The sequence below is a fragment of the Bartonella sp. ML70XJBT.G genome, assembly GCF_028618575.1.
In the GTDB taxonomy this organism is placed as follows: Bacteria; Pseudomonadota; Alphaproteobacteria; order Rhizobiales; family Rhizobiaceae; genus Bartonella.
This window is the reverse complement of sequence record NZ_JAQITA010000003.1, coordinates 16,915-40,301: the sequence shown is the minus strand read 5'-3', so window position 1 is coordinate 40,301 and position 23,387 is coordinate 16,915. Positions and strand designations below refer to the sequence as shown.

The window sequence follows — 23,387 nt, the reverse complement described above, 5'->3', positions numbered from 1 at the left end:
TATAACAAAAAAGAAGCACTCCATGTTTCTTGCTAAGAGATGGTGACGTGTAAAGACAAGGCTTTGCCATTTTAAAAAATGAGTTGTAGGTATGGCAAGGGTACCACTTCATTGGAGAACGAATGACACTATGGAGCAAAAGGGTATTTTACGATTTCGTGAGGAATTGGCCAGCCTTGTGCTGAAAATGCGTAGCAAAGGAATTGATGATGTTCGCTTTTTTTCGGCATTTGAGAAAATTCCGCGTCAACAATTTGTTGCGTCTTCTTGGTTCAACAGTGCTTATGATAATAAAATTATTCCGATTGAGTGTGGTGAATATATTGAGCGTTTAGAAGAACAGCTTTTAATTCTTTTTGCTTTATCATTGAAGAAAAAACATCGTGTTTTGGAAATTGGTACAGGGTCTGGTTTTTGTACAGCTCTTATGGCATGTCTGAGTGACCGCGTGACAACTATTGATCGTTATAAAACATTGGTTGATTTGGCAGGTCAGAGATTTCAAAGTTTAGGGCTTGAAAATATTGTTATACGGCAGATGGACGGAAGCTACACAGTGACAGGTTTAGGATCATTTGATCGTATTCTCATTTGGCCATCACGTTCAGATGAACCTCAAGAATTTCTCAATCTTTTAGCTGAAAATGGGATTCTTATTCAAGCTATAGGACCTGATGAAGGGGTACAAAAGATGACACGTTATAGGAAAATTGGTAGCCAATTTGAGTGTTTAGAAATGTTTCAAGTGCGTTATCAGCCTTTTATTAAAGGCCTTGCAGAAATACTGTAAATTTTTTTAGCTTTAAGATACTGTACAGACTCTTTTCCCTTTTTATTTTACGATAAATTCATTTTGATCTTATTATAAAGATATTTATGAATAAAATAGCGAATTTTAACTCTTAGGTAATATTAAAAAGCTTTAATAGAATGAGTTGAGTATTGACGAGTGGGCAAAACTATGTGGTTAAAGGTTTTGGGTAGTATTTTTCGGGGTTATTTTCAAACAATAGCTTTTTTAGTGATGATAATGATTTTTGCGGGGTGTAGTTCTGGCACGCAGCGCTTCACGAATATTTTCTCTCATCGCGCAGGATCATCACACCCGAATATATTCACACCTATGCCTGCAGATCCGCAAGCATCGCCCTATGGTAGCATGATACAAAGCACTGATTTGCCTCCAGTAGATCAGAGTGGTGATTCATGGACAGGCGATGATATTGGGTATGATTCTCCACAACAAGGAGGGACCTCTCCTGATAGCCGGATTATGGGGACACCGCCACGCAATCTTGGAACTCTTTCCCGTTCACAAATAGATAATTCTCCGATCTTTCGGCGAAACTCTTATATTGTTCAAAGTGGCGATACACTGTTAAGCATTGCACGGCAAATAGGAGTGAGTGTTGAAGCATTGAAATCAGCAAATGGTATAAACAATAATTCTATTTATATTGGTCAAGTACTCGTGGTTCCAAGAAAGCGCACACTAGCAACTTCAAACACCTATAATCATGATAGGGGAACATCAGCAGCAGAATCCTCATATCAGTCTCAAGTCACGTCTTCTACAAGACAGAAGAAGGTTTCACCTACTGATAAAGCGCCGGTTACAACTCTTCCTTCTGCTAGGGTGAACAATTCAAGTATTGAGAAAAATTCTTCTAAACAGATGACACAATTCAGTCCTGAGACGGGTTTGTCAAATGGTGTTACGAATACAGATAATATTGTGACTCCGCAAGCCACAGGAATTTCTAAGATGCGTTGGCCTGTAAGAGGACGTTTATTAAGTCAGTTTGGTCAGAAAAAAGGAACGGCAACGAATAGAGGGATAGATATTGCTGTGCCTGAAGGTTCATCGGTAAAGGCGGCAGAAAATGGTGTCGTTATCTATGCAAGTGATGGGTTAAAAGAACTAGGCAATGTTGTTATGATTCGACATGAGAACAATATTATTACTATTTATGGATGTAACAGTAAGCTTGTTGTGAGCAAGGGCCAAAGGGTACGGCGTGGAGATGAGATTGCTAAATCTGGTGTTTCTGGCAATGTTAAAACGCCACGCGTTTATTTTGAGGTGCGTAAGAATTCATTACCTGTCGATCCTAGCAAATATTTAGAAAACTAATTCATTTTGAAAATCTATAGTTTAGATAGATTGAAAACAGAATAATCCTTTTTCTGAAACGAAAGAGTATTTCGATAGGAAAGTCATGTACTAAAAAAGAGTCGTTAGTTTAGTTTGTTAAAAGATAATACAATTGATTTATATCGTTAATTCTTCCGTTAATGAGGATGCGTATGATATATAAAGGAAGAAAATAAATCTGTTTCTGAAGAGTTTTTTCTCGTTGCCTTCTGTCTTTTAAGGTTTTATTTCCTTTCTATAAAGCTATGGTTACATTGTGTCGTTATCGCTTTGTATGACAATTCCTCTGGGAGAGCTTTTTTTCTGAGTCAAAAGTCTATTTTAATGGAGTGGGAATTACCTGAAGTTTATCTATAGGAGATCAAAATGTTTATTAGTAACGCTTATGCTCAAGTTGCAGGCGGTGTTTCCAATGGGACCTCACTTGTTAGCTTTGTTCCATTCATTTTAATTTTTGTAATTATGTATTTTTTTATGATTCGCCCACAGCGTCTACAAATGAAAAAGCGTCAGGAAATGCTTGATGCTGTGCGCCGTGGTGATACCGTTATAACAGGCGGTGGTATTATCGGCAAGGTTACAAAAGTTTACCATGAGAGTGGTGAATTAGAGGTTGAGATTGGTGATGACACGCGTGTTCGCGTTATCCGTTCCACATTAACTGATGTACGTGTTAAAGGAGAACCCATTGCGGAAAAAAAATCAAAATTGAATACTAAACCAAAAACACCACAAAAATCTAAGACTAAAACAAAGAAAAATGTAAGTGTAACTGAAGAGAAAAAAGCTGGATCAGAAGAAAGTGAATCTTAAATATAATTGCAGCTTATGACGTTATTTGACAATGTATTTTTATAAAAATGGATAACTTCTGTATAAAAAATATTCAGCTTATGGGCAGTTTCGTAGTCGATAAATGAACATAATCCCTGAATTATTGAAAGACTACTAAAAAGTAATATTTCATTTGCTAAGTGTTGTAGTCAATTTTCCTATTTTTTGAATAAGTTTATTGTTTAAGAGAACAGAGGTTATCTGTTTTTAGTGAATAGTCTGAAAGAGTGTTTTAGCTCAATATATTGAAATGAATATGATATTTAATAGCATCTTATTATAAGCTTTTATAAAATCGATAAACAGATTTTCAATTGAATGCTTACTGTATGGTTAGAAGGGTATTTTGTATGAGGGATGCATCAATATTGCTATGCGAGGTATGATTATTCTAGCACTATTTATTACAGACCCTTTACTGATTTTGAGAAGAGAGAGTAAAAATGCAATTAGTTATCAAACATAAAGGGTACTTTTGATGTCTCATGCCATTCAAATCCGTGAAGCACATTTTCCAAGACGCGCACCTATTGATGCTTATGGAAATGGTGGATTTCGTTTTGCTGATATGTCCCATAAAGGATCTATTATTTGTGTACCATCAGGTATTTATGGTATTGACATGGAAGGGCCAATTCCCACTAAAGAGGATATATCTCGAATTTTAGAAGAGGCATCTGAGATTGAGGTTTTGCTCATAGGTACTGGAGTTGAATTATTGCGGTTGCCTGAGGAATTACGAATGCTTTTATGGGAAAAGCGAATATCATCGGATACAATGAGTACAGGGGCTGCTGTGCGTACATTTAATGTTTTGTTGGCTGAAGATCGTGCGGTTGCTGCGTTATTGTTTGCAGTAGAATGATATTTTATTTAAGAAAAGAAAGATAGGTTAAAATAGAAAATTTTGTCATTATTGATTCTCTTAATTTTTTATTTATTTTCTCTTTAGAGGAAGATATTTTTATCTCTTTTATAGCGTTTTTTCCGATGAGCTCTCTTTATGTATGGAACTTCAATACTTTCCTGATGTATAGCTAAAAAAGCGTTTTGGCTTGATAGTGTAAGGGTAGACAGCGCTCAACAACATCGTTAAGCCGCTATTATGCCTTTTCTTGAAAGAATGAGTGTGTGGTATAACAACATCTGATATAAATACCTAAACTCAAGATTATTTTTTCCTTTTAGAATATAATCATAACTTTCAAGCGAAATATCTATCATTATAAATTGCTGAATATTGAGCAAGTTCAATGATACAGTTCATGCCTTTTATGTAGAGAAGACAATTGCTCAATCACGAGAAAAAACGAGTAATGCAGTTATTGTATCTCAATTTTGGGATGGTGAATGTCCACTCTATTTCAGGTTTCCATCAAAAACTCCGCAGTATTATGCAAGCAATTTTCATAAATTCCTCTGTAAAAGAATGAAGGTTTATGTGGGGTGATTTTCTTTGTATGGTGTTTTTAGTTTCAAAGTGTAAGTGCTTAGCCGGTTATTTTTCCTCATTTTTAAAAATGCTAACATTGCTATGGTTAAAAACAAATAAAGAAGAAGCATTATGGCTTTAGAGCAAAAATTAACAAAGTATTATGTCAAAATTATACCTCTGTTATACACAAAAAACCCAATATGATAAGATTTGATATTGATCAAAGACAAATACCCTATGGTGAGACAGAAATATTGGAGGGAATAAAGGGTATCATCAAAAAGAGGAATCTATTGGAAGGAATTGGTATAGAAGATGATATTAGTAACATGGAATGGAATATATGGGAGTGAAAGCTAGGGAAAGGCATGCGCTTTGGTTGATGAAAAGAGGAAAAATAACCAATAGAAAAGAAGCTTTGAAAAGTTTTGTTTTTTAATTTACCTATAGTGAAATTTGCTCAATGACCATTGAGCTGGTGAGTTTAGGGGAGGCGGTGTAGCTTTTCTTCAATCAATGAGATTTCATAACATATTCTGTTTTTTCATATTCTTAGCAGTTTATACCTTATGTACGTGTATCATGCTTGAATTTCCTGTAACGAATAGCGTTACTTCACAGATACACTCTTTCTTAAAGAGTGCACTGGTGTTTTCAAATATTTCATTTAGCTCCTTTATAGTTTTACATGTAATGTGATGAGATATTTGGACATTGAAAGACCAAAATTCTTCATTCATTACATGTAAAGATATCATAGGAATGAGATCTTGAGGCGATGAACGCATGCTCTCTAAAGTGATTTTTATTTGCGCGCTCATTTCAGTAGAAATATGGGCATAAAGGAATAAACTTGCATGATTGTTTTTCCATTTATGAATATTCATTCTCAAGTGGCGGTATTGTAGAGTAAGTCAACTTTTAAAAGATAAAAAGAGTTTGTATGTTTGGGTAAGCAAAAAATATCCAGAAAAGGAATCTTAATTCCTATAGATTCATAGAAGTATATTTGAAGAATTTATTCTTCTCGTTGTGTTTTCTCATCTATCGTTTTTAAATATGAATAAAAATAGGGTATTCATTGTTTAAAAAGGAAGTTAAGAGGTGTCATAGAATGATAGATTCTCTTCCTTATTATCTTGATATTTTACGTGCCACAGATCGTGATCGCTATATATCGGTTTTGTTTGCGCCTAAAAAAAAGCGCAGAGCATTAGCTGCTCTTTACGCTTTTAATGTAGAAGTTTCTCGTATTCGTGAAATCGTACACGATCCGCTTATCGGTGAGATACGGTTACGTTGGTGGTATGATTCGATTGCTCATGGTGAAATACAAAAAAGTAACAATAATCCAATTTTGGCTGATTTGCTTGCTGCAATGGCTCTTTTTGATTTACCCAAAACAGCTTTTTTACGGTACTGCAATGCGCAAATTTTGGATCTTTATCACAATCCGATAGAAACTCTTCATGATCTTGAATTCTACTGGGGTGAAACTGCGAGCATCATTTTACAGCTTTCTTGTCAGATATTAGCTCCTAATGGAACACAAGATTTTACAGATGCCTGTGAACATGGAGGAATCGCACAAGGATTAAGTGGTGTGTTGCGTCTTTTATCATTTATGCAATCACGATATCATTATTATTTACCTGCTGATGTGCTAAAGACTGTAGGAGTGGAGAGGAGAGATTTAGAGTCTCATCGTGTCAGTAACGAACAGAAATATCATATTATTGAAGCTATGGTAGCGTTATCGCGAGATCATTATACAAAGTTTTATGAACGTTCTCATGCTTTGCCTAGAATGCTTAAACCAGCATTTCTTCCATTGGCAATTATACCAGCATCTCTTCAAAGAGCGCAGCAGTTGGGAGCAGCAGTTTTTCAAGAAAGCGCAACTTTGCCGTTAATTCGGCGCTATTGGATGATAACATGGGCAGCGATAAGCGGTAATTTTCCAAAAATATCATAAAGGGGAAAAGGGGTATTATTCAAAACCAAGAAAAACAATAAATTGATTCAAGATTACTGTATAGTATGAATGCAAATCCTTCTTTATTATCCGGATTTATAATCTGGAAAATATTATTCGTGCGTTGATAAGGATTTTCTTCAAACGATGAAAAATGGGATTTATGAAGTTGACGATATTGTCTGTTTCTTTTGTTATTTATTCATTTTGTTGAGTGTTTTCTATCGGTAGATGATATAAAAAACATAAAGTATAAGCTGAAATTTATAAAATGCGTTAGCTGATTTTCTAGCTGTTTGAGAAAATCGCCTTCAAAATAGACATTAGAGAGGAGGATTTTGCTACTCAACAGTAAAATCTATAGCGGATGTCTTCTTTGCCAATGAAGTGTAATTTTGGGGATGAGAGAATATTATAAGCTCTGTAAAAAAATTGTGCTTGCAGAGAAATATCGCATATACAAACTATAAGGCTGTAAACCATTATCGTTTGTTATGAAGACATTCAGAGGGCAGGTTTATATGGGTTGCATTCTTTCTTAAGATGAAAAACACCACACTCAAAATCACCCCCACCACTTTCTGTAAACGCGCAAGTTCACAGAAAAGCTTATATTTTTACAGATGCTATTCATTCTGACACTACAGAGAAAGAAGGCTATCTTGTTTTCTTCCATATAGAAGAATCTCTGATTACATTTTTATTACTTAAAAGCACCAATGATTCACTCCATTTTATTGGAGAGTATTGAAGATTTGCTGATAATTATTGTTATTAATTTCCAAAGGGTGTTCTTTATTGGCAATTTGTAGCATTCCCAGCTTTAGATCTTCTCTCATCATCATATCTATATTGTTACGAATATGGGGTGAGAGAGTATCAGGAGACGTATTTTGAGGCATAGTTACGGTCTTTATTTGATACACAATACGATTTGTTATAACCGGACCTTTTACGATGCCATAATGACCTTTTGGAGCAGAAAATAATGCTTTAATACCTTCAACTCCAAAAATTTCAGATGAATCTTGACGTCGGAGAGCTTGTGTTGTTTGTGTTGTGACACCAAGTGTATGAGCGAGAGAAATAAGACTTTTTCCTTCCGTGAGTTGTTTGAGAGCATTTTGAGCTTTTTCATCAAGAAGGCGTTGAATTTCTTCACTTTTCCATTGAGAGAGAACATCTTGTTTAGCTTCTTCAAATGTTCTATCGCGAGCAGGGATAACTTTGTCTACCTTATACCAGAGATAGCCATCTGTTTGCAGAGAAAGAGGATCAAGATCGACTCCTTCATTCGCTTGATAAATGGCATTCATTACAATGTCTTTTTGCGGTAAATCCGTAATTACAGTACCTTCAATTGTTTTTCCTGTTTTATCAAGAGTGATGGTACGAAGAGATAATTTATATTGGTCAGCCAGTTCTTGAAGAGAAGCGCCTTCAAAACGGGCATTTTCGATTGCTGTATAATTATTACGCATGATATCCACAGCACGACTTTGTGCAAGTGTTTGCCGGATATTTTCTTCTACCTTTTCAAAAGGAAGAGAGGCCGAAGGTTCAATATGTGTAACGCGAACGATAACAGGACCTTGTAAATCATTGATTACAGCACTAATTTGCCCTTGTTTGAGTTCAAAAATTTCAGCTGCGAGATGATTAGGAAGTTCATTTTCGGTAAGAGACCCTTTTTGTATGTCACCAAGAGTTTTGTTTTCCTCTTTAACCAACGCCTCAAAACTCAATCCATTGGCTATTTTTTTTGCCGCATTATCGGCTGCCTCGCGTGTAGAGAATCGCAACTCTTCAATGGTGCGTTTTTCAGGAATCATAAAACGTGAGACATTTTGAGCATAATAGGCTTTAGTTTCATCTACGGAAATATCTTCAGGTTTTACAATATCAGTAGATGTCATAGATAACAAAGAAACAGTACGGTATTCAGGAGCACGAAATTCATTTTTATGTGTTTCAAACCAGCTTTGCAATGTTTCCTGATCGGGGTCAGAAATTTTTTCCTTTTCTTTTAAATCGATAACGAGATAATCAGCAATACGGCTTTCTCCTTGATAAAGAGCAAGGGCTTTGTAAAAGAGGTTGGGTGCCTTCATTCCTGATAGCGAAGCTGCAATGAGTTGGTTACGCTTTTCTTTTTGGGTGTAATAGTCAAGGAAATTGCTTTCGCTGATATGTAAATGTTGAAGATAGTTACGAAACAAATTTTGATCAAAAACACCATTTGTTTGAAACATATTATCAGCACCAAGAATACGAGCTATTGTATCTTTTGAAAGACTAATTTTCATTTTACGCGCCTGTTCATCAAACAGTACATCATGTTGTAACTGATTGAAAACAAAGGCTGGAATTTTATATTGCTGCATTTCATTTGGTGTAAACATACGCCCAAGATGAGATGCAAACGCTAAACGTGCACTTTGATCGACCAGTGCAAGACGATACTCATCAACAGTTATTATGGATTTTCCAGAAGTAATAAGGTCTCTTTCACTCTTTGTGTGCAACTGTGGGATTCCCCATAAAAGGATGAAACATAAGAGCAAAATAGCAAGGAAAATTTTAAAAACCCAAGAATTTGCAGCACTTCTTAAGACGTCAAGCATTGTTCAATTCCATTTTTAGCATGAATGATTATCAAAGCAGTGATGGAATTTGCAATAAAGAAATAAAAGATGCAAGCTTAAAGACTTGCTTTCGTTTTATAATTTGGTACCTAAAGACAAACAATATATTGTAATAGTTTTTGAGGTAAAAATATGTCTCCAAATATTCGGCCTTTTATCGCTGGAAATTGGAAAATGAATGGAACGGGCGAAGCCCTTGGAGAATTACGTGCCATTGCTGCGGGCGTAAGCTCTGATTTAGGCCGTTTATTTGAAGCGCTTATTTGTGTTCCAGCAACACTTTTATCACGTGCCTCTGATACATTGGACGGTGAAAATCTTCTTCTAGGGGGGCAAAATTGTCACTTTGATGATCATGGCCCTTATACTGGAGATATTTCAGCTTTTATGCTTAAGGAAGCAGGAGCAAGTCATGTCATTATTGGGCATTCAGAACGCCGCACAGTTTATCAAGAAAGTGATGCGATTGTTTGTGCGAAAGTGCAAGCGGCGTGGCGAGCAGGTCTTGTTGCTCTTGTTTGTATTGGTGAAACATTGGAAGAGCGTAAAAGCAATAAAGTGTACGATGTACTAGCGCACCAGCTTGCAGGATCTTTACCAGACGATGCAACAGCAGAGAATACGATTATCGCTTATGAGCCTATATGGGCTATAGGAACAGGCAATACGCCTACTTCAGCTGATGTGGCACAAGTACATAAATTTATTCGTGATAAGATGTGTTCTCGTTTTTCTGATGAAGGAAACAAGATGCGATTGCTTTATGGGGGATCAGTAAAGTCCTCCAATGCCTTTGAGCTTTTGAGTATTGGTGATGTTAATGGCGCTCTGATAGGGGGAGCAAGCTTAAAAGCAACTGATTTTTTAACTATTTGCGATATTTATCGTAAATTATAAGAGAGGAATCTTGGTTCCCCCTTGGATTATGCGTTATTTACGTGTAAAGAGCCATGAAGAGTTATTTGAAGAGCAAGGTTTATGCAAACAGTACTTATTATTATCCATTTTTTGGTCGTTATACTTTTGGTTGGTGTTATATTAATTCAACCTTCAGAAGGAGGTGGGCTTACTGCAAATAGTGGTTCTGGGTTAATGAGAACACGAGGCTCTAAGAATCCGTTAACGCGTTTGACTGCTATTTTAGCATGTTGTTTTTTTGTGGTGTCTATTGGGCTTACCGTAGTGGGGAATATGTCGAATTCTAGTTCTGACATTCTCAAGCGTATTCCGGCGAATTTAGAACAAAACTCTACAAATAAAGGAACGCCAGAAGCAGCACCATCATCAGATAGTAAGCCTCAACCTTCTATTCTTGAACAATTAGGAGGTGTTTCGGCTCCGCCTCAAGAGCAAAAACAACCGGCAAATCCTACAACAGAAAATCCGTTACCACCGGCTCTTGAAACGCCAATTCCGGATAATGATACAAAATAGTTTTTTTAAAAAAGAGGATAGATTTTAAAAAAGGTGTTTTTGCACCTTTTTTATTTTAGAGAAGAAAACAGTTTATTTTTGCATTTTTTGCTGGAAAAATCATTCTAAACTGCTTATCACCATAAGCCCATGGCACGTTATATTTTTATTACTGGTGGTGTGGTTTCTTCTCTTGGAAAAGGCATCGCAGCAGCAGCATTAGCTGCACTATTACAAGCGCGTGGGTACCGTGTGCGGCTTCGCAAACTTGATCCTTATCTGAATGTTGATCCAGGGACGATGTCGCCTTATCAACATGGTGAGGTGTTTGTGACTGATGATGGTGCAGAAACGGATCTTGATCTTGGTCATTATGAGCGTTTTACTGGGCGTTCTGCAAATAGCCAAGATAATATCACGACAGGACGTATTTATCGCAATATTATTGAACGAGAGCGACGTGGTGATTATTTAGGGGCAACCGTTCAGGTTATTCCTCATGTTACCGATGAAATTAAGAAGTTTATTACGACTGGAAACGAAGAATTTGACTTTGTTTTGTGTGAAATAGGTGGAACGGTTGGTGACATTGAAGCGATGCCTTTTCTAGAAGCGATTCGTCAACTTCACAATGAATTGCCACGCCATAATGTTGTTTATGTGCATCTTACCTTAATGCCTTATATTTCGTCGGCCGGTGAATTAAAAACCAAGCCAACACAACATTCTGTCAAAGAATTACAATCAATTGGTATTGCCCCCAATATTTTGTTGGTGCGTGCAGACCGGCCTATTCCAGAAACAGAGCGAAGTAAATTATCACTTTTTTGTAATGTTCGCCAAAACGCTGTTATTCAAGCATTGGATATGCCAACGATTTATGATGTTCCCATAGCATATCATAAGGAAGGGTTAGATTCGGAAGTTCTTTCTGCTTTTGGAATAGAGCCGGCACCTAAGCCAAAAATGGAGTACTGGGAAGATATTACACATCGCATTCACCATCCCGAAGGGGAAGTGACAATTGCTGTTGTTGGCAAATATATCGGATTGAAGGATGCTTATAAATCTCTGACCGAAGCGATTGCCCATGGTGGTTTAGCCAATAAAGTAAAAGTTAATATTGAATGGATTGATGCGGAGCGTTTTGAAGAGGAAGATCCTACATCTACTTTATACAAAGTGCATGGGATTTTGGTTCCTGGTGCTTTTGGAGCACGTGGGGCAGAAGGAAAAATGCGAGCAATTCAATTTGCGCGGGAGCATAAAGTTCCGTTTTTTGGCATTTGTTTTGGCATGCAATTGGCTTGTATAGAAGCTGCACGCAATATTGCACAGATTGAGAATGCTTCATCAAGTGAATTGTGTGAAACCAAAAATCCGGTTGTTGGTTTGATGCGCGAATGGCTCAAAGGGGATGTTCTTGAGAAACGTACACAATGTGGAAATCTTGGTGGGACAATGCGTCTTGGTGCTTTTGCCGCTGAATTAAAAGAAGAGAGCCATATTGCTCAAATTTACGGGATGACAAGGGTTTATGAGCGACATCGTCATCGTTATGAGGTTAATATTGATTATAAAGACAAGCTCGAACAGTGTGGTTTAATTTTTTCTGGGATGTCTCCCGATGGTATTTTGCCAGAAGCGGTAGAATATACAGATCATCCATGGTTTATTGGTGTTCAATATCATCCAGAATTAAAATCACGTCCATTTGATCCACATCCACTTTTTTCTTCTTTTATTGAAGCGGCTGTAGAACAAAGTCGATTGGTTTAGTGAATAAATGAAGTTATTTGCTTTTTGAGGGATAAAATGTCTGAACAAAATGCCCCAAATGCTCTTGTGAAAGTTGGGAATGTTGTTTTTTCCAATGAAACACCTTTTTCATTAATTGCGGGACCATGTCAGATAGAAAGTAGAGATCACGCTTTTGAAATGGCTGGTCGGATCAAGACAATTACCGATCAAGTTGGTATGAGATTTGTTTATAAATCAAGTTACGATAAAGCCAACAGGACATCTTTAGAGGCGGCACGTGGTATTGGTCTTGAAAAGGCAATGGCTATTTTTACTGATTTGAAGAAGGAATTTGGTTGTCCGATCTTGACGGATGTGCATACAGAAGAGCAATGCACGATGATTGCTTCCACAGTAGATATTTTGCAAATCCCTGCTTTTTTATGTCGTCAAACAGATCTTTTGGTAGCAGCAGCCAAAACGGGACGTGTTATCAATATTAAAAAAGGTCAGTTTTTAGCGCCGTGGGATATGAAGAATGTTTTAAGAAAGGTCACACAAAGCGGTAATCCGAATGTTATGCTTTGTGAGAGAGGAACTTCATTTGGTTATAACAGGCTTATTTCTGATATGCGTTCATTACCTATTTTACGTTCATTTGGTGCTCCTGTTATCTTTGATGCAACGCATTCTGTTCAAGAGCCAGGTGGTCAAGGCGATTCATCTGGTGGACAGCGTCAATTTGTTGAAGTTTTGGCGCGTGCTGCTGTTTCGGTTGGAGTAGCAGGCCTTTTTTTAGAAACGCATCAAGATCCCGATAATGCCCCTTCTGATGGACCTAATATGGTTAAAATTGATCATTTGCAAAGATTGCTTGAGACTTTAATGGAATTTGATTATTTATCCAAAAGGATTAATTGAATATACAATTATAGGGGATATTGCATCATTATGGTGTTAAAGATAGATCGAGGGTTTTGTTGGATGAGGAGACACACATGGCTATAATTGTTGATATTATTGGACGTGAAGTACTTGATAGCCGAGGTAATCCAACGGTAGAAGTTGATGTTCATTTGGAAGATGGAGCTTTCGGCCGTGCTCTAGTTCCCTCTGGTGCATCAACAGGAGCCCATGAAGCTATTGAGCTTCGTGATGGTGGTGCGCGTTATCAAGGAAAGGGTGTTGAAAAAGCAGTTTCTGCAATAAACGGCGAAATTCTTGAAGAGCTTGGCGGGCGAGATGCAAGAGATCAAATTGCCATTGACCAAGCAATGATTGCCTTGGATGGCACACCCAATAAAGCACATCTTGGTGCGAATGCCCTTCTGGGTGTCTCGCTGGCTGTTGCAAAAGCAGCAGCGAATTCACTAAGTTTGCCTTTATATCGTTATATTGGTGGTGTACAAGCGCATGTTCTTCCCACACCTATGATGAATATTATTAATGGTGGTGTTCATGCTGATAACCCAATTGATTTTCAAGAGTTTATGATTATTCCTGTAGGAGCGCCGACAGTAAAAGAAGCTGTCCGATATGGCGCTGAAATTTTCCATACGTTAAAAAAACGTTTAAAAGATGCAGGTCATAATACCAATGTTGGTGATGAAGGTGGTTTTGCACCGCAATTTAAAGATGCAGAACAGGCAATTGATTTCATTATGGAATCTATTATAGCATGTGGATATCAGCCAGGTGAGCAGATTGCTCTTGGTTTAGATTGTGCTGCAACCGAATTTTATAAAGATGGTTCCTATTTTTATAAAGGTGAGGATAAATGTCGTGATGTGGCAGAACAAGTCGATTATTTATCGCGACTTGTTGAAACTTATCCCATTATTACGATTGAGGATGGGATGGCTGAGGATGATTGGGAGGGGTGGAAGTTACTTACAAATTCGATTGGTCAAAAATGCCAGCTTGTTGGTGATGATTTGTTTGTAACAAATTCCGCACGTTTGCGCGATGGGATCAAAATGGGAGCAGCCAATGCCATTCTTATCAAAGTGAATCAGATTGGTACGTTGAGTGAAACGCTTGATGCTGTAGAAACAGCGCATAAAGCAGGTTACCGCGCCATTATATCGCATCGTTCAGGTGAAACGGAAGATTCTTTTATTGCAGATCTCGCCGTTGCAACGAATTGTGGGCAGATTAAAACGGGTTCGCTTGCACGCTCAGATAGATTAGCAAAATATAATCAGCTCATTCGTATTGAAGAAATGCTAGGCAATCAGGCATGTTATGCTGGTCGTTTGCGTCGTTGATCGTGATGAACATAAAATTGTAAATTATGATATCATTGCGATTGTAAGTTTAATTGTAGGAGAGAGGGGGGCAAAGATTTTATAGGTGTTAAAAGATGAGAGGTATAATTATCAGTCAAGATCAGGGAACTTATCTCGTTTCTGGGGATGATGGTAAGCGTTATCAATTTGCGACTTGGGATTGGCTAGGAAAAAATCCACCAAGGGTAGGTGATAACATTGATTTTGTGTGTGAAGGGGATAGTGTTAATTCTGTTTTTCCATTGTTACAACAAGATTCAGAGCCTTCAAAGCCAATGTTAGCACTCATTTGTTGGTTCTCTGGTGTATTTGGTGTTCACCGTTTTATGGTTGGTAAAGTGAAAACTGGTGCTTTAATGCTTATTCTCTCTTTAACACTTTTTGGCTTGATGGTTACAGGAATTTGGACAATTGTTGACTTTATAGTCATTATCGCAGGAAAGTTTACTGACAAAGATGGGAAGCAAATTACACGTTGGTAGAAATTTTGCATTACAAATAAAACAAAAAAATAAATAATATTATTTACTTTTTTACAGTAAATGTATTAAATGCCTAGTAAAAATTGCTCTAGTGTGTATCTTTGTGAAGATATTAAGGAAATTATACACAATTGATTTAACAGTATAAAGAAAGGCTGTACCTATTTTATTATGAAAAAATAGGCATACAAATCGTTCGTGTGTTTTGTATTACTCGTTTTAGCGGTGGGAAATCTAAGATCATTGGGGAGAATTTTAAGCTATTTCACTATTTATTTATTCTGGTGAGTACGGCTTGTATTCATGCCGTAAAGCTTATCAACAGAGCAAAAACTTGTTTTATAAATAACAGTATGTAACAATTTTAGAGGGGGCGAAAGAGAGGGAGATAATTGACCAAGATCAAAGTGTTTATCTGGTTTTGGCTGATGATGGTAAACGCTCTTAATTCTCGAGTTGGGATTGGTTAGGAAAAAATCCACCCAAGGTGAGTGATGCCGTTGATTTTGTATGTGAAGGGGATAGCATTAAATCTGTTGTTCCTCTTTTGGGTCAACGACCGTCAGAACAACCACAAGCGATAGTAGCGATCGTTTGTTGGTTTCTAGGGGGATTAGGTATTTACCGTTTTATGGTTGGTAAAGTTGGAACGGGTGTTTTAATACTTATCCTGTCTTTATCAGTTATTGGGTTGATTGTGACTTTGATTTGGCGGGTTATTGATCTTGTATTTATTTTGGCAGGGAAATTTACTGACAAAGATGGAAATAGAGTCACAAATTAGTAAAGAGCGAATATGAATATAAAAATAGATAATATGGCATGGCTATTAGCATGTAATAACAAATTATTTGCATGTGTAGATTTGGTAATGAGGTATTAATCAAAATTATGCATAGTTGAGCAAATATTAAGAGGATTATGTTGTAAAGACTGTATTATTATATGTGGACAAAGCAAAAACGCAGATCAATCAAAGTACGCTTTGTACTGCCAATTATGACGGTAGGTGTTTTAAGCTATTTCAGTTATCACATTTATCATGGTGAATATGGGCTGTATTCACGCAGTGAGGTTAATCAGCGTATTGTTGAATTAGAAGAGGAACTTCATCAGGTAGAATCTGAACGGTTATCTATTGAAAAGCGTATTGCTCTTTTACGCAATGGGCACATTGAGAGAGATATGTTGGATGAGTATATTCGGAAGAATTTGAATTTTTCTAAGGCAAATGAGCTAACAATCCTAACACCTTGAAAATGATATTAAAAGTCGATGAAAGATCACTCAATTTTTAAAAATATTTAAAAACAACTGCCGGTGAGAGCATTTAAGCTGATTGATAATGCTTGTAACTTTTGTTCGTAACGGTTATTCCTAAATAATCATAAAAGGGAGTTTAGTATGGCAGAAAAATCTAAAAAAGGTTCTGCATCGGTGGTGCGCACTGCATTATCAAACACCACAAAGAGAGCACCAATAGCGCAGTTTACAAAAAAAGAAGAAATTGATGCTTATCGTGAGATGCTTTTAATTCGTCGCTTTGAAGAAAAGGCGGGGCAGCTTTATGGGATGGGTTTTATTGGTGGATTTTGTCATCTCTATATTGGGCAAGAAGCTGTTGTTATTGGAACATTGCAGGCAGCAAAAGAAGGGGATCAGGTTATTACCTCTTACCGAGATCATGGCCATATGTTGGCGGTTGGTATGAGCCCACGTGGTGTCATGGCAGAATTAACAGGGCGTCGAGGTGGCTTTTCTAAGGGAAAAGGGGGATCGATGCATATGTTTTCAAAAGAAAAGAATTTTTATGGTGGGCATGGCATTGTTGGTGCACAAGTTCCAATTGGCTCTGGGTTGGCATTTTCGAATCAGTACCTTGGTAAAGACAATGTGACATTGGTATATTTTGGTGATGGTGCTGCCAATCAGGGACAGGTTTACGAAAGTTTTAATATGGCTTCGCTTTGGAAGCTTCCTGTTGTTTATATTATTGAAAATAATCAGTATGCTATGGGAACATCTGTTGCACGAGCATCGGCAGAGACTGATTTTTCTCGTCGTGGTCTTTCCTTTGAAATTCCAGGTCTTGTTGTTGATGGTATGGATGTTCGAGCGGTAAAAGGAGCTGCTGATGAAGCAATTTCTTGGGCACGCTCAGGCAAGGGGCCAATCATTCTCGATATGCAGACTTATCGTTATCGTGGTCACTCCATGTCTGATCCAGCAAAATATCGCTCAAAAGAAGAGGTTCAAAAAATAAAAGAGGAACACGATCCCATTGATCAAGTAAAGAATCGGATTCTTGAACAAGGCTTTGCAAGTGAAGACAATTTAAAATCTATTGATAAAGAGGTCCGTGCAATTGTTGCGGATGCAGCAGATTTTGCACAGCATGATCAAGAGCCAGATGCTTCTGAGCTCTATACGGATGTTTTAGTTTGATGCGAGGGAAGCGAATATGTCTATTGATATTTTGATGCCAGCGCTTTCACCAACGATGGAAGAGGGTAAATTGTCTAAATGGCTCAAGAAAGAGGGCGATAAAGTGAGCTCTGGTGACATCATTGCTGAAATTGAAACAGATAAAGCCATGATGGAAGTAGAGGCTGTTGATGAAGGTATTCTTGGTAAAATTTGTGTGCCTGAAGGTTCTGAAGGTGTGAAGGTTAATACCGTTATTGCGGTGTTATTAGAAGAAGGTGAAACGGTTGAGGATATTTCACAAACGACCGATTCTCTAAGTATGCATCAAAAAACTGGGAACGATCCTTTTCCTTCATCAGTGCCACAACCTCCTATTTTGAAGACACTGCCTGATTTTGATATTCCAGCGGGGACACAAATGGTTACAATGACGGTGCGTGAAGCGCTTAATCAAGCTATGGCTGAAGAAATGCGGCGTGATGAAAAGGTTTTCCTTATGGGAGAAGAGGTCGCAGAATATCAAGGTGCTTATAAAGTTAGCCAAGGTTTATTGGAAGAGTTTGGTGCACGTCGCGTTATTGATACACCAATTACAGAACATGGTTTTGCAGGATTGGCTGTTGGTGCTGCTTTTGGGGGATTACGTCCCATTGTTGAATTTATGACATTTAATTTTGCCATGCAGGCCATTGATCAAATTATTAACTCTGCAGCGAAAACCCGTTATATGTCTGGTGGACAAATGACGGCTCCTATGGTTTTTCGAGGTCCCAATGGGGCGGCTGCACGTGTTGGTGCTCAGCATTCTCAGTGTTATGCTGCTTGGTATAGTCATGTGCCAGGTCTTAAAGTTGTCATGCCTTATAGTGCTGCCGATGCAAAAGGTTTGCTAAAAGCTGCTATTCGGGATGACAATCCCGTTATTTTCCTTGAAAATGAGATTTTATATGGTCATCAATTTGATGTTCCTCAAATAGATGATTTTGTTCTACCTATTGGGAAAGCACGCATTCATAAATTGGGTCAAGATGTTACGATTGTTGCCTGTGGGATTGGTATGCATTATGCGGTTCAAGCGTTGCCAGAAATTGAAAAACTTGGTATTGATGTTGAATTAATTGATTTACGAACCATTCGTCCGATGGATCTTCCAACAATTATTTCGTCAGTCAAAAAGACAGGTCGCTTGGTAACCATTGAGGAGGGATATCCTCAATCATCTATTGGAACGGAAATAGCAACGCGTGTTATGCAGCAGGCTTTTGATTACCTTGACGCGCCAATTGCTACCATTTCTGGCAAAGATGTTCCGATGCCCTATGCTGCCAATCTTGAAAAATTGGCTTTACCGAGCACTTCTGAAATTGTTGAAGCCGTTAAGGCTGTAACTTATAGAGCATAACGGAGGAAAGCACTATGCCCATTAAAATTACCATGCCTGCGCTTTCTCCAACAATGGAAGAAGGAAATTTATCAAAATGGAATGTTAAGGTAGGCGATAAAGTTTCTTCTGGTGATGTTATTGCTGAAATTGAGACAGATAAGGCAACAATGGAAGTAGAGGCCGTTGATGAGGGGACGGTTGCCAAAATTGTTGTTCCTGCTGGAACGCAAGGCGTTAAAGTAAATAGTTTAATTATTATTTTAGCAGAAGAAGGTGAAGACTTAGCCGAAGCAGCAAAGATTGCAGAAGAAAATTCTCCTTCTTTTACTGTAAGAGAAACAGAGGATGCAAAACAGATAGCTTCAAAGACAACACAAGCTTCTCATGTGTCATCGGTTCAGCAAGTCATACAGCAGGATAAAAAGGATAGACGTCTTTTTGCTTCTCCCTTGGCGCGGCGGTTAGCAGCTCAAGTAGGGCTCGATTTATCAGTTGTTTCTGGCAGCGGTCCCCACGGGCGTATTATCAAGCGCGATGTAGAAAAAGCAATGAGTGGTGGTATTTTAACGACGCCTTTATCACAAACTGGCGCCTTGTCCATGGTAGGCTCTTCTGACGAACAGATATTGAAACTCTTCAAAGAGGATGAATATACTTTCACATCTCATAATAATATGCGTAAAACAATCGCTAAACGTTTGGTCGAATCAAAGCAGACGGTACCACATTTCTATGTGACGGTGGATTGTGAGCTCGATGCGTTATTGGAGCTGCGTGCACAATTAAATGCTGCTGCACCAATAGTGAAGACGCAAGAGGGGGTAAAGCCCGCTTATAAGCTGTCCGTTAATGATATGGTTATTAAAGCTGTTGCACTTTCTTTAAAAGCTGTGCCGGATGCGAATGTTTCTTGGCTGGAAGGTGGAATACTACATCACAAACACTGTGATGTTGGGGTCGCTGTTTCAGTTCCGGAAGGATTAATTACTCCAATTGTCCGCCATGCAGAGGAAAAGTCTTTATCGATTATTTCTAATGAGATGAAAGATTTTGCAAAGCGTGCACGTGAGCGCAAGTTAAAAATGGAAGAATATCAAGGGGGCACAACAGCTGTATCAAATATGGGGATGTATGGTGTGAAAAGTTTTTCTGCTATTCTTAACCCACCGCATGCGACAATTTTTGCTGTTGGTGTAGGTGAACAACGTGCCGTTGTTAAAAATGGTGTATTAGGGATTGCCAGCATCATGTCTGTTACACTTTCCGTTGATCATCGTGCTGTTGATGGTGCACTGGCAGCAGAACTTGCACGGACTTTTAAGAAGATGATTGAAAATCCATTAGCAATGCTCATTTGAGGTGTTTAAAAATGCTTCACGTAAAATATTTGTATGCGTGATGTGTGTAGTAGAAGCGGATTTGATGAGTTTAAATAGAGGTATTGCTGCTAATTTAGCAAAGGCATTTTATGTGAAGCTGAGAGTGAAAGATACAAGAAAATTTTGTCATATTGTTTTTTTAGTTTTAAGCACAAAGAATATATATCCATGGAGGGATTACTGTGGCGAATCTTTATGATGTAATTGTGATTGGATCTGGACCTGGTGGGTATGTAACCGCAATTCGTGCGGCACAATGTGGCTTCAAGACTGCGATTGTTGAACGTGAACATCTCGGTGGAATTTGCTTAAATTGGGGATGTATTCCAACAAAGGCGCTTTTGCGTTCAGCAGAAGTAAAACATTTTGCTGAGCAGGCAAATAATTATGGCTTAAAGCTTAACGGTTCCATTGAAGCAAATATAAAAGATGTTGTAGCGCGTTCGCGTGCCGTTTCAGGGCGTTTAAATGCTGGTGTTGGTTTTTTGATGAAGAAAAACAAAATCGATATTATTTGGGGTGAAGCAAAACTTACAAAGGCCGCAAAGGCAAGCCAGCTTGCAGAAATCATGGTTTCTGCATCATCCAAACCGATTATGCAACCGCAAAATCCAGTACCTAAAGGAACATTAGGAGAAGGAACTTATCAAGCAAAACACATCATTATTGCGACGGGCGCACGTCCTCGTGTGCTTCCTAGTATTGAACCAGATGGAAAGCGCATTTGGACTTATTTTGAAGCGATGATTCCCCATGCAATACCGAAATCACTTTTGGTGATGGGGTCTGGGGCAATTGGCATTGAATTTGCTTCTTTTTATCATGATATGGGAGCAAAGGTCACTGTTGTTGAAATGATGCCTCACATCATGCCGGCTGAAGATATTGAAATCTCCACGTTTGCTCGTAAACAATTAGAGAGAAAAGGTATCCATATTCTGAGCCAAGCAAAAGTAATAAAAGTTGAAAAAGCTGCCGATTCTCTTACTGCACATATTGATGTGAAAGGTAAGACAGAAATGGTCACAGCGAATCGATTGATTTCAGCTGTTGGAGTTCAGGGTAATATTGAAAACTTGGGGCTGGAAACATTAGGCATAAAAACGGATCGTGGATGCATTGTAACCGATGAATGGAGTTGGACAGGTGTAGAGGGGATCTATGCCATTGGTGATGTCGCTGGTCCACCTATGTTAGCACATAAAGCAGAAGAAGAAGGTGTGATTTGCATTGAACGTCTTGCAGGTTTGGAGAACGTTCATCCGCTTGATAAGAGAAAAATTCCAGGCTGTACATATTGTACACCTCAAGTTGCCTCCGTAGGGCTTTCGGAGGCAGCAGCAAAAGAAGCAGGTTATGATATACGAGTTGGTCGTTATTTCTTTTCAGCCAATGGTAAAGCGATTGCTTTGGGTGAAGATCAAGGCTTAGTGAAAACTATTTTTGATAAAAAAACGGGACAGCTTCTTGGTGCCCATATGGTAGGGGCAGAGGTAACAGAACTGATACAAGGTTTTGTCATTGCCATGAATTTGGAAACAACCGAGGAAGAATTGATGCATACTGTCTTTCCGCATCCGACATTATCGGAAATGATGAAAGAAAGTGTATTGGATGCTTATGGTCAAGTTTTAAATGCTTGATGACTGGAATGCCAATGAAAAATTTAGGTTTAATTTTTTATTGGCACTCCATATTGATAAGGCAAAGGCTTAAATGGTTACGGTTGTTGATAGAGTTACGAATAGACGTTTGCGTCATCCTGAGAAGGCACATCGTCCGGATACAAACATTCAAAAAAAACCGGATTGGATTCGTGTAAAAGCACCAACATCACAAGTCTATAAGGAGACGCATGGTATTGTCCGTGCTCATAAACTCGTAACTGTATGTGAAGAAGCAGGTTGTCCAAATATTGGGGAATGTTGGAGCCAGCGTCATGCCAGCTTTATGATTTTGGGTGAGATATGTACACGGGCATGTGCATTTTGCAACGTTGCAACAGGTATTCCTCTTGCTGTTGATGAGAATGAGCCAGAACGTGTGGCAGATGCTGTTGCACGGATGGAATTAAAACACGTCGTTATTACATCGGTTGATCGTGATGATCTTGCTGATGGTGGTGCGGAGCATTTTGCAAAAGTAATTTATGCGATTCGTCGAAAAGTCCCTAAGACAACAATTGAAGTCCTCACACCTGATTTTCGCCATAAGGATGGAGCTTTGGAAATTGTTGTTGCTGCTAAACCTGATGTTTTTAATCATAATTTAGAAACGGTTCCTTCTAAATATTTAAAGGTTCGCCCAGGGGCGCGTTATTTTCATTCGATTCGTCTTTTACAACGCGTAAAAGAACTTGACCCGACAATCTTCACAAAATCAGGAATTATGGTTGGACTTGGGGAGGAGCGCAATGAAATTCTTCAATTGATGGATGATTTACGCTCTGCAGATGTTGACTTTATGACAATTGGGCAATATTTGCAACCTACACGAAAGCATCACCCGGTTATTCGTTTTGTGACTCCTGAAGAGTTTGAGTCTTTTGCCAAAATTGGTAAAGTGAAGGGTTTTTTACATATGGCTTCCAATCCTCTGACCCGTTCATCGCATCATGCGGGCGATGATTTTGCGATTTTGCAAAAGGCGCGTGATGAAAAATTTGCCTTACAGAGATAGTTATGCCAACTTTTACAACACACCGGCAGATTGCCCATAGTGCGAGTGAGATGTTTGATCTTGTTTCAGATATTGAACGTTATCCTGAATTTTTACCGATGTGTGAGGCTTTAAGAATTCGTTCTCGCAAAGAATGTGAAGAAAAGACATTACTTCTTGCTGATATGATCGTTGGTTATAAAGTTATTCGAGAAATTTTCACGACTCAAGTATTTCTACAGCCGAAGAAAAATCTCATAGAGGTTAAATATATTGATGGTCCATTTAAATATCTTGAAAATCGTTGGGCTTTTCATGATATTGAGAATAGCAATTCGTGTAATGTAGAATTTTTTATTGATTATGAATTTAAAAGTAAAATGCTTAAATTAGTAATGGGCTCAATGTTTGATATTGCTTTTCACAAATTTACTGATGCTTTTGAAATGCGTGCACATCAAATCTATGGACCTCCTGTCAAATAATGTATTGAGTTGGCATTTTTCTATGACCACTATTATAAATTATGAATTGTCTTCGTGGTGATATAAAATCTGGAAATCAGATAGAGA

At 38.1% G+C, this 23,387-nt stretch carries 19 protein-coding genes and 2 pseudogenes; 20 read left to right on the top strand and 1 reads right to left on the bottom strand.

Translation table 11 applies throughout. The features are described 5' to 3' along the window. Positions 1–130 precede the first annotated feature (130 nt). The 6 genes and pseudogenes from PVV64_RS02205 (at position 131) to PVV64_RS02180 (ending at position 6,399) form a co-directional block, all read left to right on the top strand. The gene (locus tag PVV64_RS02205) at positions 131–790 is read left to right on the top strand and encodes a protein-L-isoaspartate(D-aspartate) O-methyltransferase (protein WP_273759669.1); all 660 of its coding nucleotides are present in this window, start codon (positions 131–133) and stop codon (positions 788–790) included. Between the two features lie 171 nt (positions 791–961). Beyond that, the gene (locus PVV64_RS02200; protein ID WP_273759480.1) at positions 962–2,134 is read left to right on the top strand and encodes a M23 family metallopeptidase; all 1,173 of its coding nucleotides are present in this window, start codon (positions 962–964) and stop codon (positions 2,132–2,134) included. 387 nt (positions 2,135–2,521) lie between these two features. Then, a complete protein-coding gene (yajC, locus tag PVV64_RS02195) occupies positions 2,522–2,968 on the top strand; it encodes a preprotein translocase subunit YajC (RefSeq protein WP_273759479.1) in 447 nt (148 codons plus the stop codon). Positions 2,969–3,467: 499 nt separating this feature from the next. Further along, positions 3,468–3,854, top strand: coding sequence for an Mth938-like domain-containing protein (locus tag PVV64_RS02190; RefSeq protein WP_273759478.1), 387 nt, complete (start codon positions 3,468–3,470; stop codon positions 3,852–3,854). A 465-nt stretch (positions 3,855–4,319) separates the two neighbouring features. After that, positions 4,320–4,439: pseudogene (locus tag PVV64_RS02185) on the top strand (SMI1/KNR4 family protein); the annotation flags it as partial. A gap of 1,099 nt (positions 4,440–5,538) precedes the next feature. Continuing rightward, positions 5,539–6,399, top strand: a complete 861-nt coding sequence (locus PVV64_RS02180; protein ID WP_273759477.1) for a phytoene/squalene synthase family protein — start codon at positions 5,539–5,541, stop codon at positions 6,397–6,399. A gap of 734 nt (positions 6,400–7,133) precedes the next feature. On the opposite strand, the gene PVV64_RS02175 is transcribed toward PVV64_RS02180, so the two are convergent. Beyond that, positions 7,134–9,023: a peptidyl-prolyl cis-trans isomerase gene (locus PVV64_RS02175; protein ID WP_273759476.1), complete on the bottom strand. Its 1,890-nt coding sequence runs from the start codon at positions 9,021–9,023 to the stop codon at positions 7,134–7,136. A 153-nt stretch (positions 9,024–9,176) separates the two neighbouring features. On the opposite strand from PVV64_RS02175, the gene tpiA reads away from it, so the two are divergent. The 14 genes and pseudogenes from tpiA to PVV64_RS02105 all read left to right on the top strand — a co-directional run bounded on the left by tpiA (position 9,177) and on the right by PVV64_RS02105 (position 23,300). Further along, entirely contained in the window at positions 9,177–9,941 is a 765-nt protein-coding gene (gene tpiA, locus PVV64_RS02170; RefSeq protein ID WP_273759475.1) for a triose-phosphate isomerase, read from the top strand. An 81-nt stretch (positions 9,942–10,022) separates the two neighbouring features. Further along, positions 10,023–10,478 carry a preprotein translocase subunit SecG gene (secG, locus tag PVV64_RS02165; RefSeq protein WP_273759474.1) on the top strand — a complete coding sequence of 152 codons (456 nt, stop codon included), beginning with the start codon at positions 10,023–10,025 and terminating at the stop codon, positions 10,476–10,478. A gap of 129 nt (positions 10,479–10,607) precedes the next feature. Next, positions 10,608–12,236 (top strand): CTP synthase, encoded by a 1,629-nt coding sequence (locus PVV64_RS02160; RefSeq protein WP_273759473.1) that lies wholly within the window; start codon positions 10,608–10,610, stop codon positions 12,234–12,236. A 36-nt stretch (positions 12,237–12,272) separates the two neighbouring features. Beyond that, entirely contained in the window at positions 12,273–13,118 is an 846-nt protein-coding gene (gene kdsA / locus PVV64_RS02155; protein WP_273759472.1) for a 3-deoxy-8-phosphooctulonate synthase, read from the top strand. Positions 13,119–13,195: 77 nt separating this feature from the next. Further along, positions 13,196–14,464 carry a phosphopyruvate hydratase gene (gene eno, locus PVV64_RS02150; protein ID WP_273759470.1) on the top strand — a complete coding sequence of 423 codons (1,269 nt, stop codon included), beginning with the start codon at positions 13,196–13,198 and terminating at the stop codon, positions 14,462–14,464. Between the two features lie 95 nt (positions 14,465–14,559). Continuing rightward, a complete protein-coding gene (locus PVV64_RS02145) occupies positions 14,560–14,967 on the top strand; it encodes a TM2 domain-containing protein (protein WP_273759469.1) in 408 nt (135 codons plus the stop codon). Positions 14,968–15,355: 388 nt separating this feature from the next. Next, positions 15,356–15,751, top strand: a pseudogene (locus PVV64_RS02140) (TM2 domain-containing protein). Positions 15,752–15,912: 161 nt separating this feature from the next. Further along, positions 15,913–16,224 (top strand): septum formation initiator family protein, encoded by a 312-nt coding sequence (locus PVV64_RS02135; RefSeq protein ID WP_273759468.1) that lies wholly within the window; start codon positions 15,913–15,915, stop codon positions 16,222–16,224. A gap of 147 nt (positions 16,225–16,371) precedes the next feature. Then, positions 16,372–17,412, top strand: a complete 1,041-nt coding sequence (gene pdhA, locus PVV64_RS02130; protein ID WP_273759467.1) for a pyruvate dehydrogenase (acetyl-transferring) E1 component subunit alpha — start codon at positions 16,372–16,374, stop codon at positions 17,410–17,412. A 16-nt stretch (positions 17,413–17,428) separates the two neighbouring features. Beyond that, on the top strand, positions 17,429–18,796 hold the full coding sequence (locus PVV64_RS02125) for a pyruvate dehydrogenase complex E1 component subunit beta (protein ID WP_273759466.1): 1,368 nt from the start codon (positions 17,429–17,431) through the stop codon (positions 18,794–18,796). A 14-nt stretch (positions 18,797–18,810) separates the two neighbouring features. Further along, a complete protein-coding gene (locus PVV64_RS02120; RefSeq protein WP_273759465.1) occupies positions 18,811–20,136 on the top strand; it encodes a pyruvate dehydrogenase complex dihydrolipoamide acetyltransferase in 1,326 nt (441 codons plus the stop codon). Between the two features lie 203 nt (positions 20,137–20,339). Then, the gene (gene lpdA, locus PVV64_RS02115) at positions 20,340–21,800 is read left to right on the top strand and encodes a dihydrolipoyl dehydrogenase (RefSeq protein ID WP_273759464.1); all 1,461 of its coding nucleotides are present in this window, start codon (positions 20,340–20,342) and stop codon (positions 21,798–21,800) included. Positions 21,801–21,873: 73 nt separating this feature from the next. Next, entirely contained in the window at positions 21,874–22,836 is a 963-nt protein-coding gene (gene lipA, locus PVV64_RS02110) for a lipoyl synthase (protein WP_273759463.1), read from the top strand. 2 nt (positions 22,837–22,838) lie between these two features. Further along, complete coding sequence (locus PVV64_RS02105) at positions 22,839–23,300, top strand: type II toxin-antitoxin system RatA family toxin (protein WP_273759462.1); 462 nt, start codon at positions 22,839–22,841, stop codon at positions 23,298–23,300. Positions 23,301–23,387: the final 87 nt, after the last annotated feature.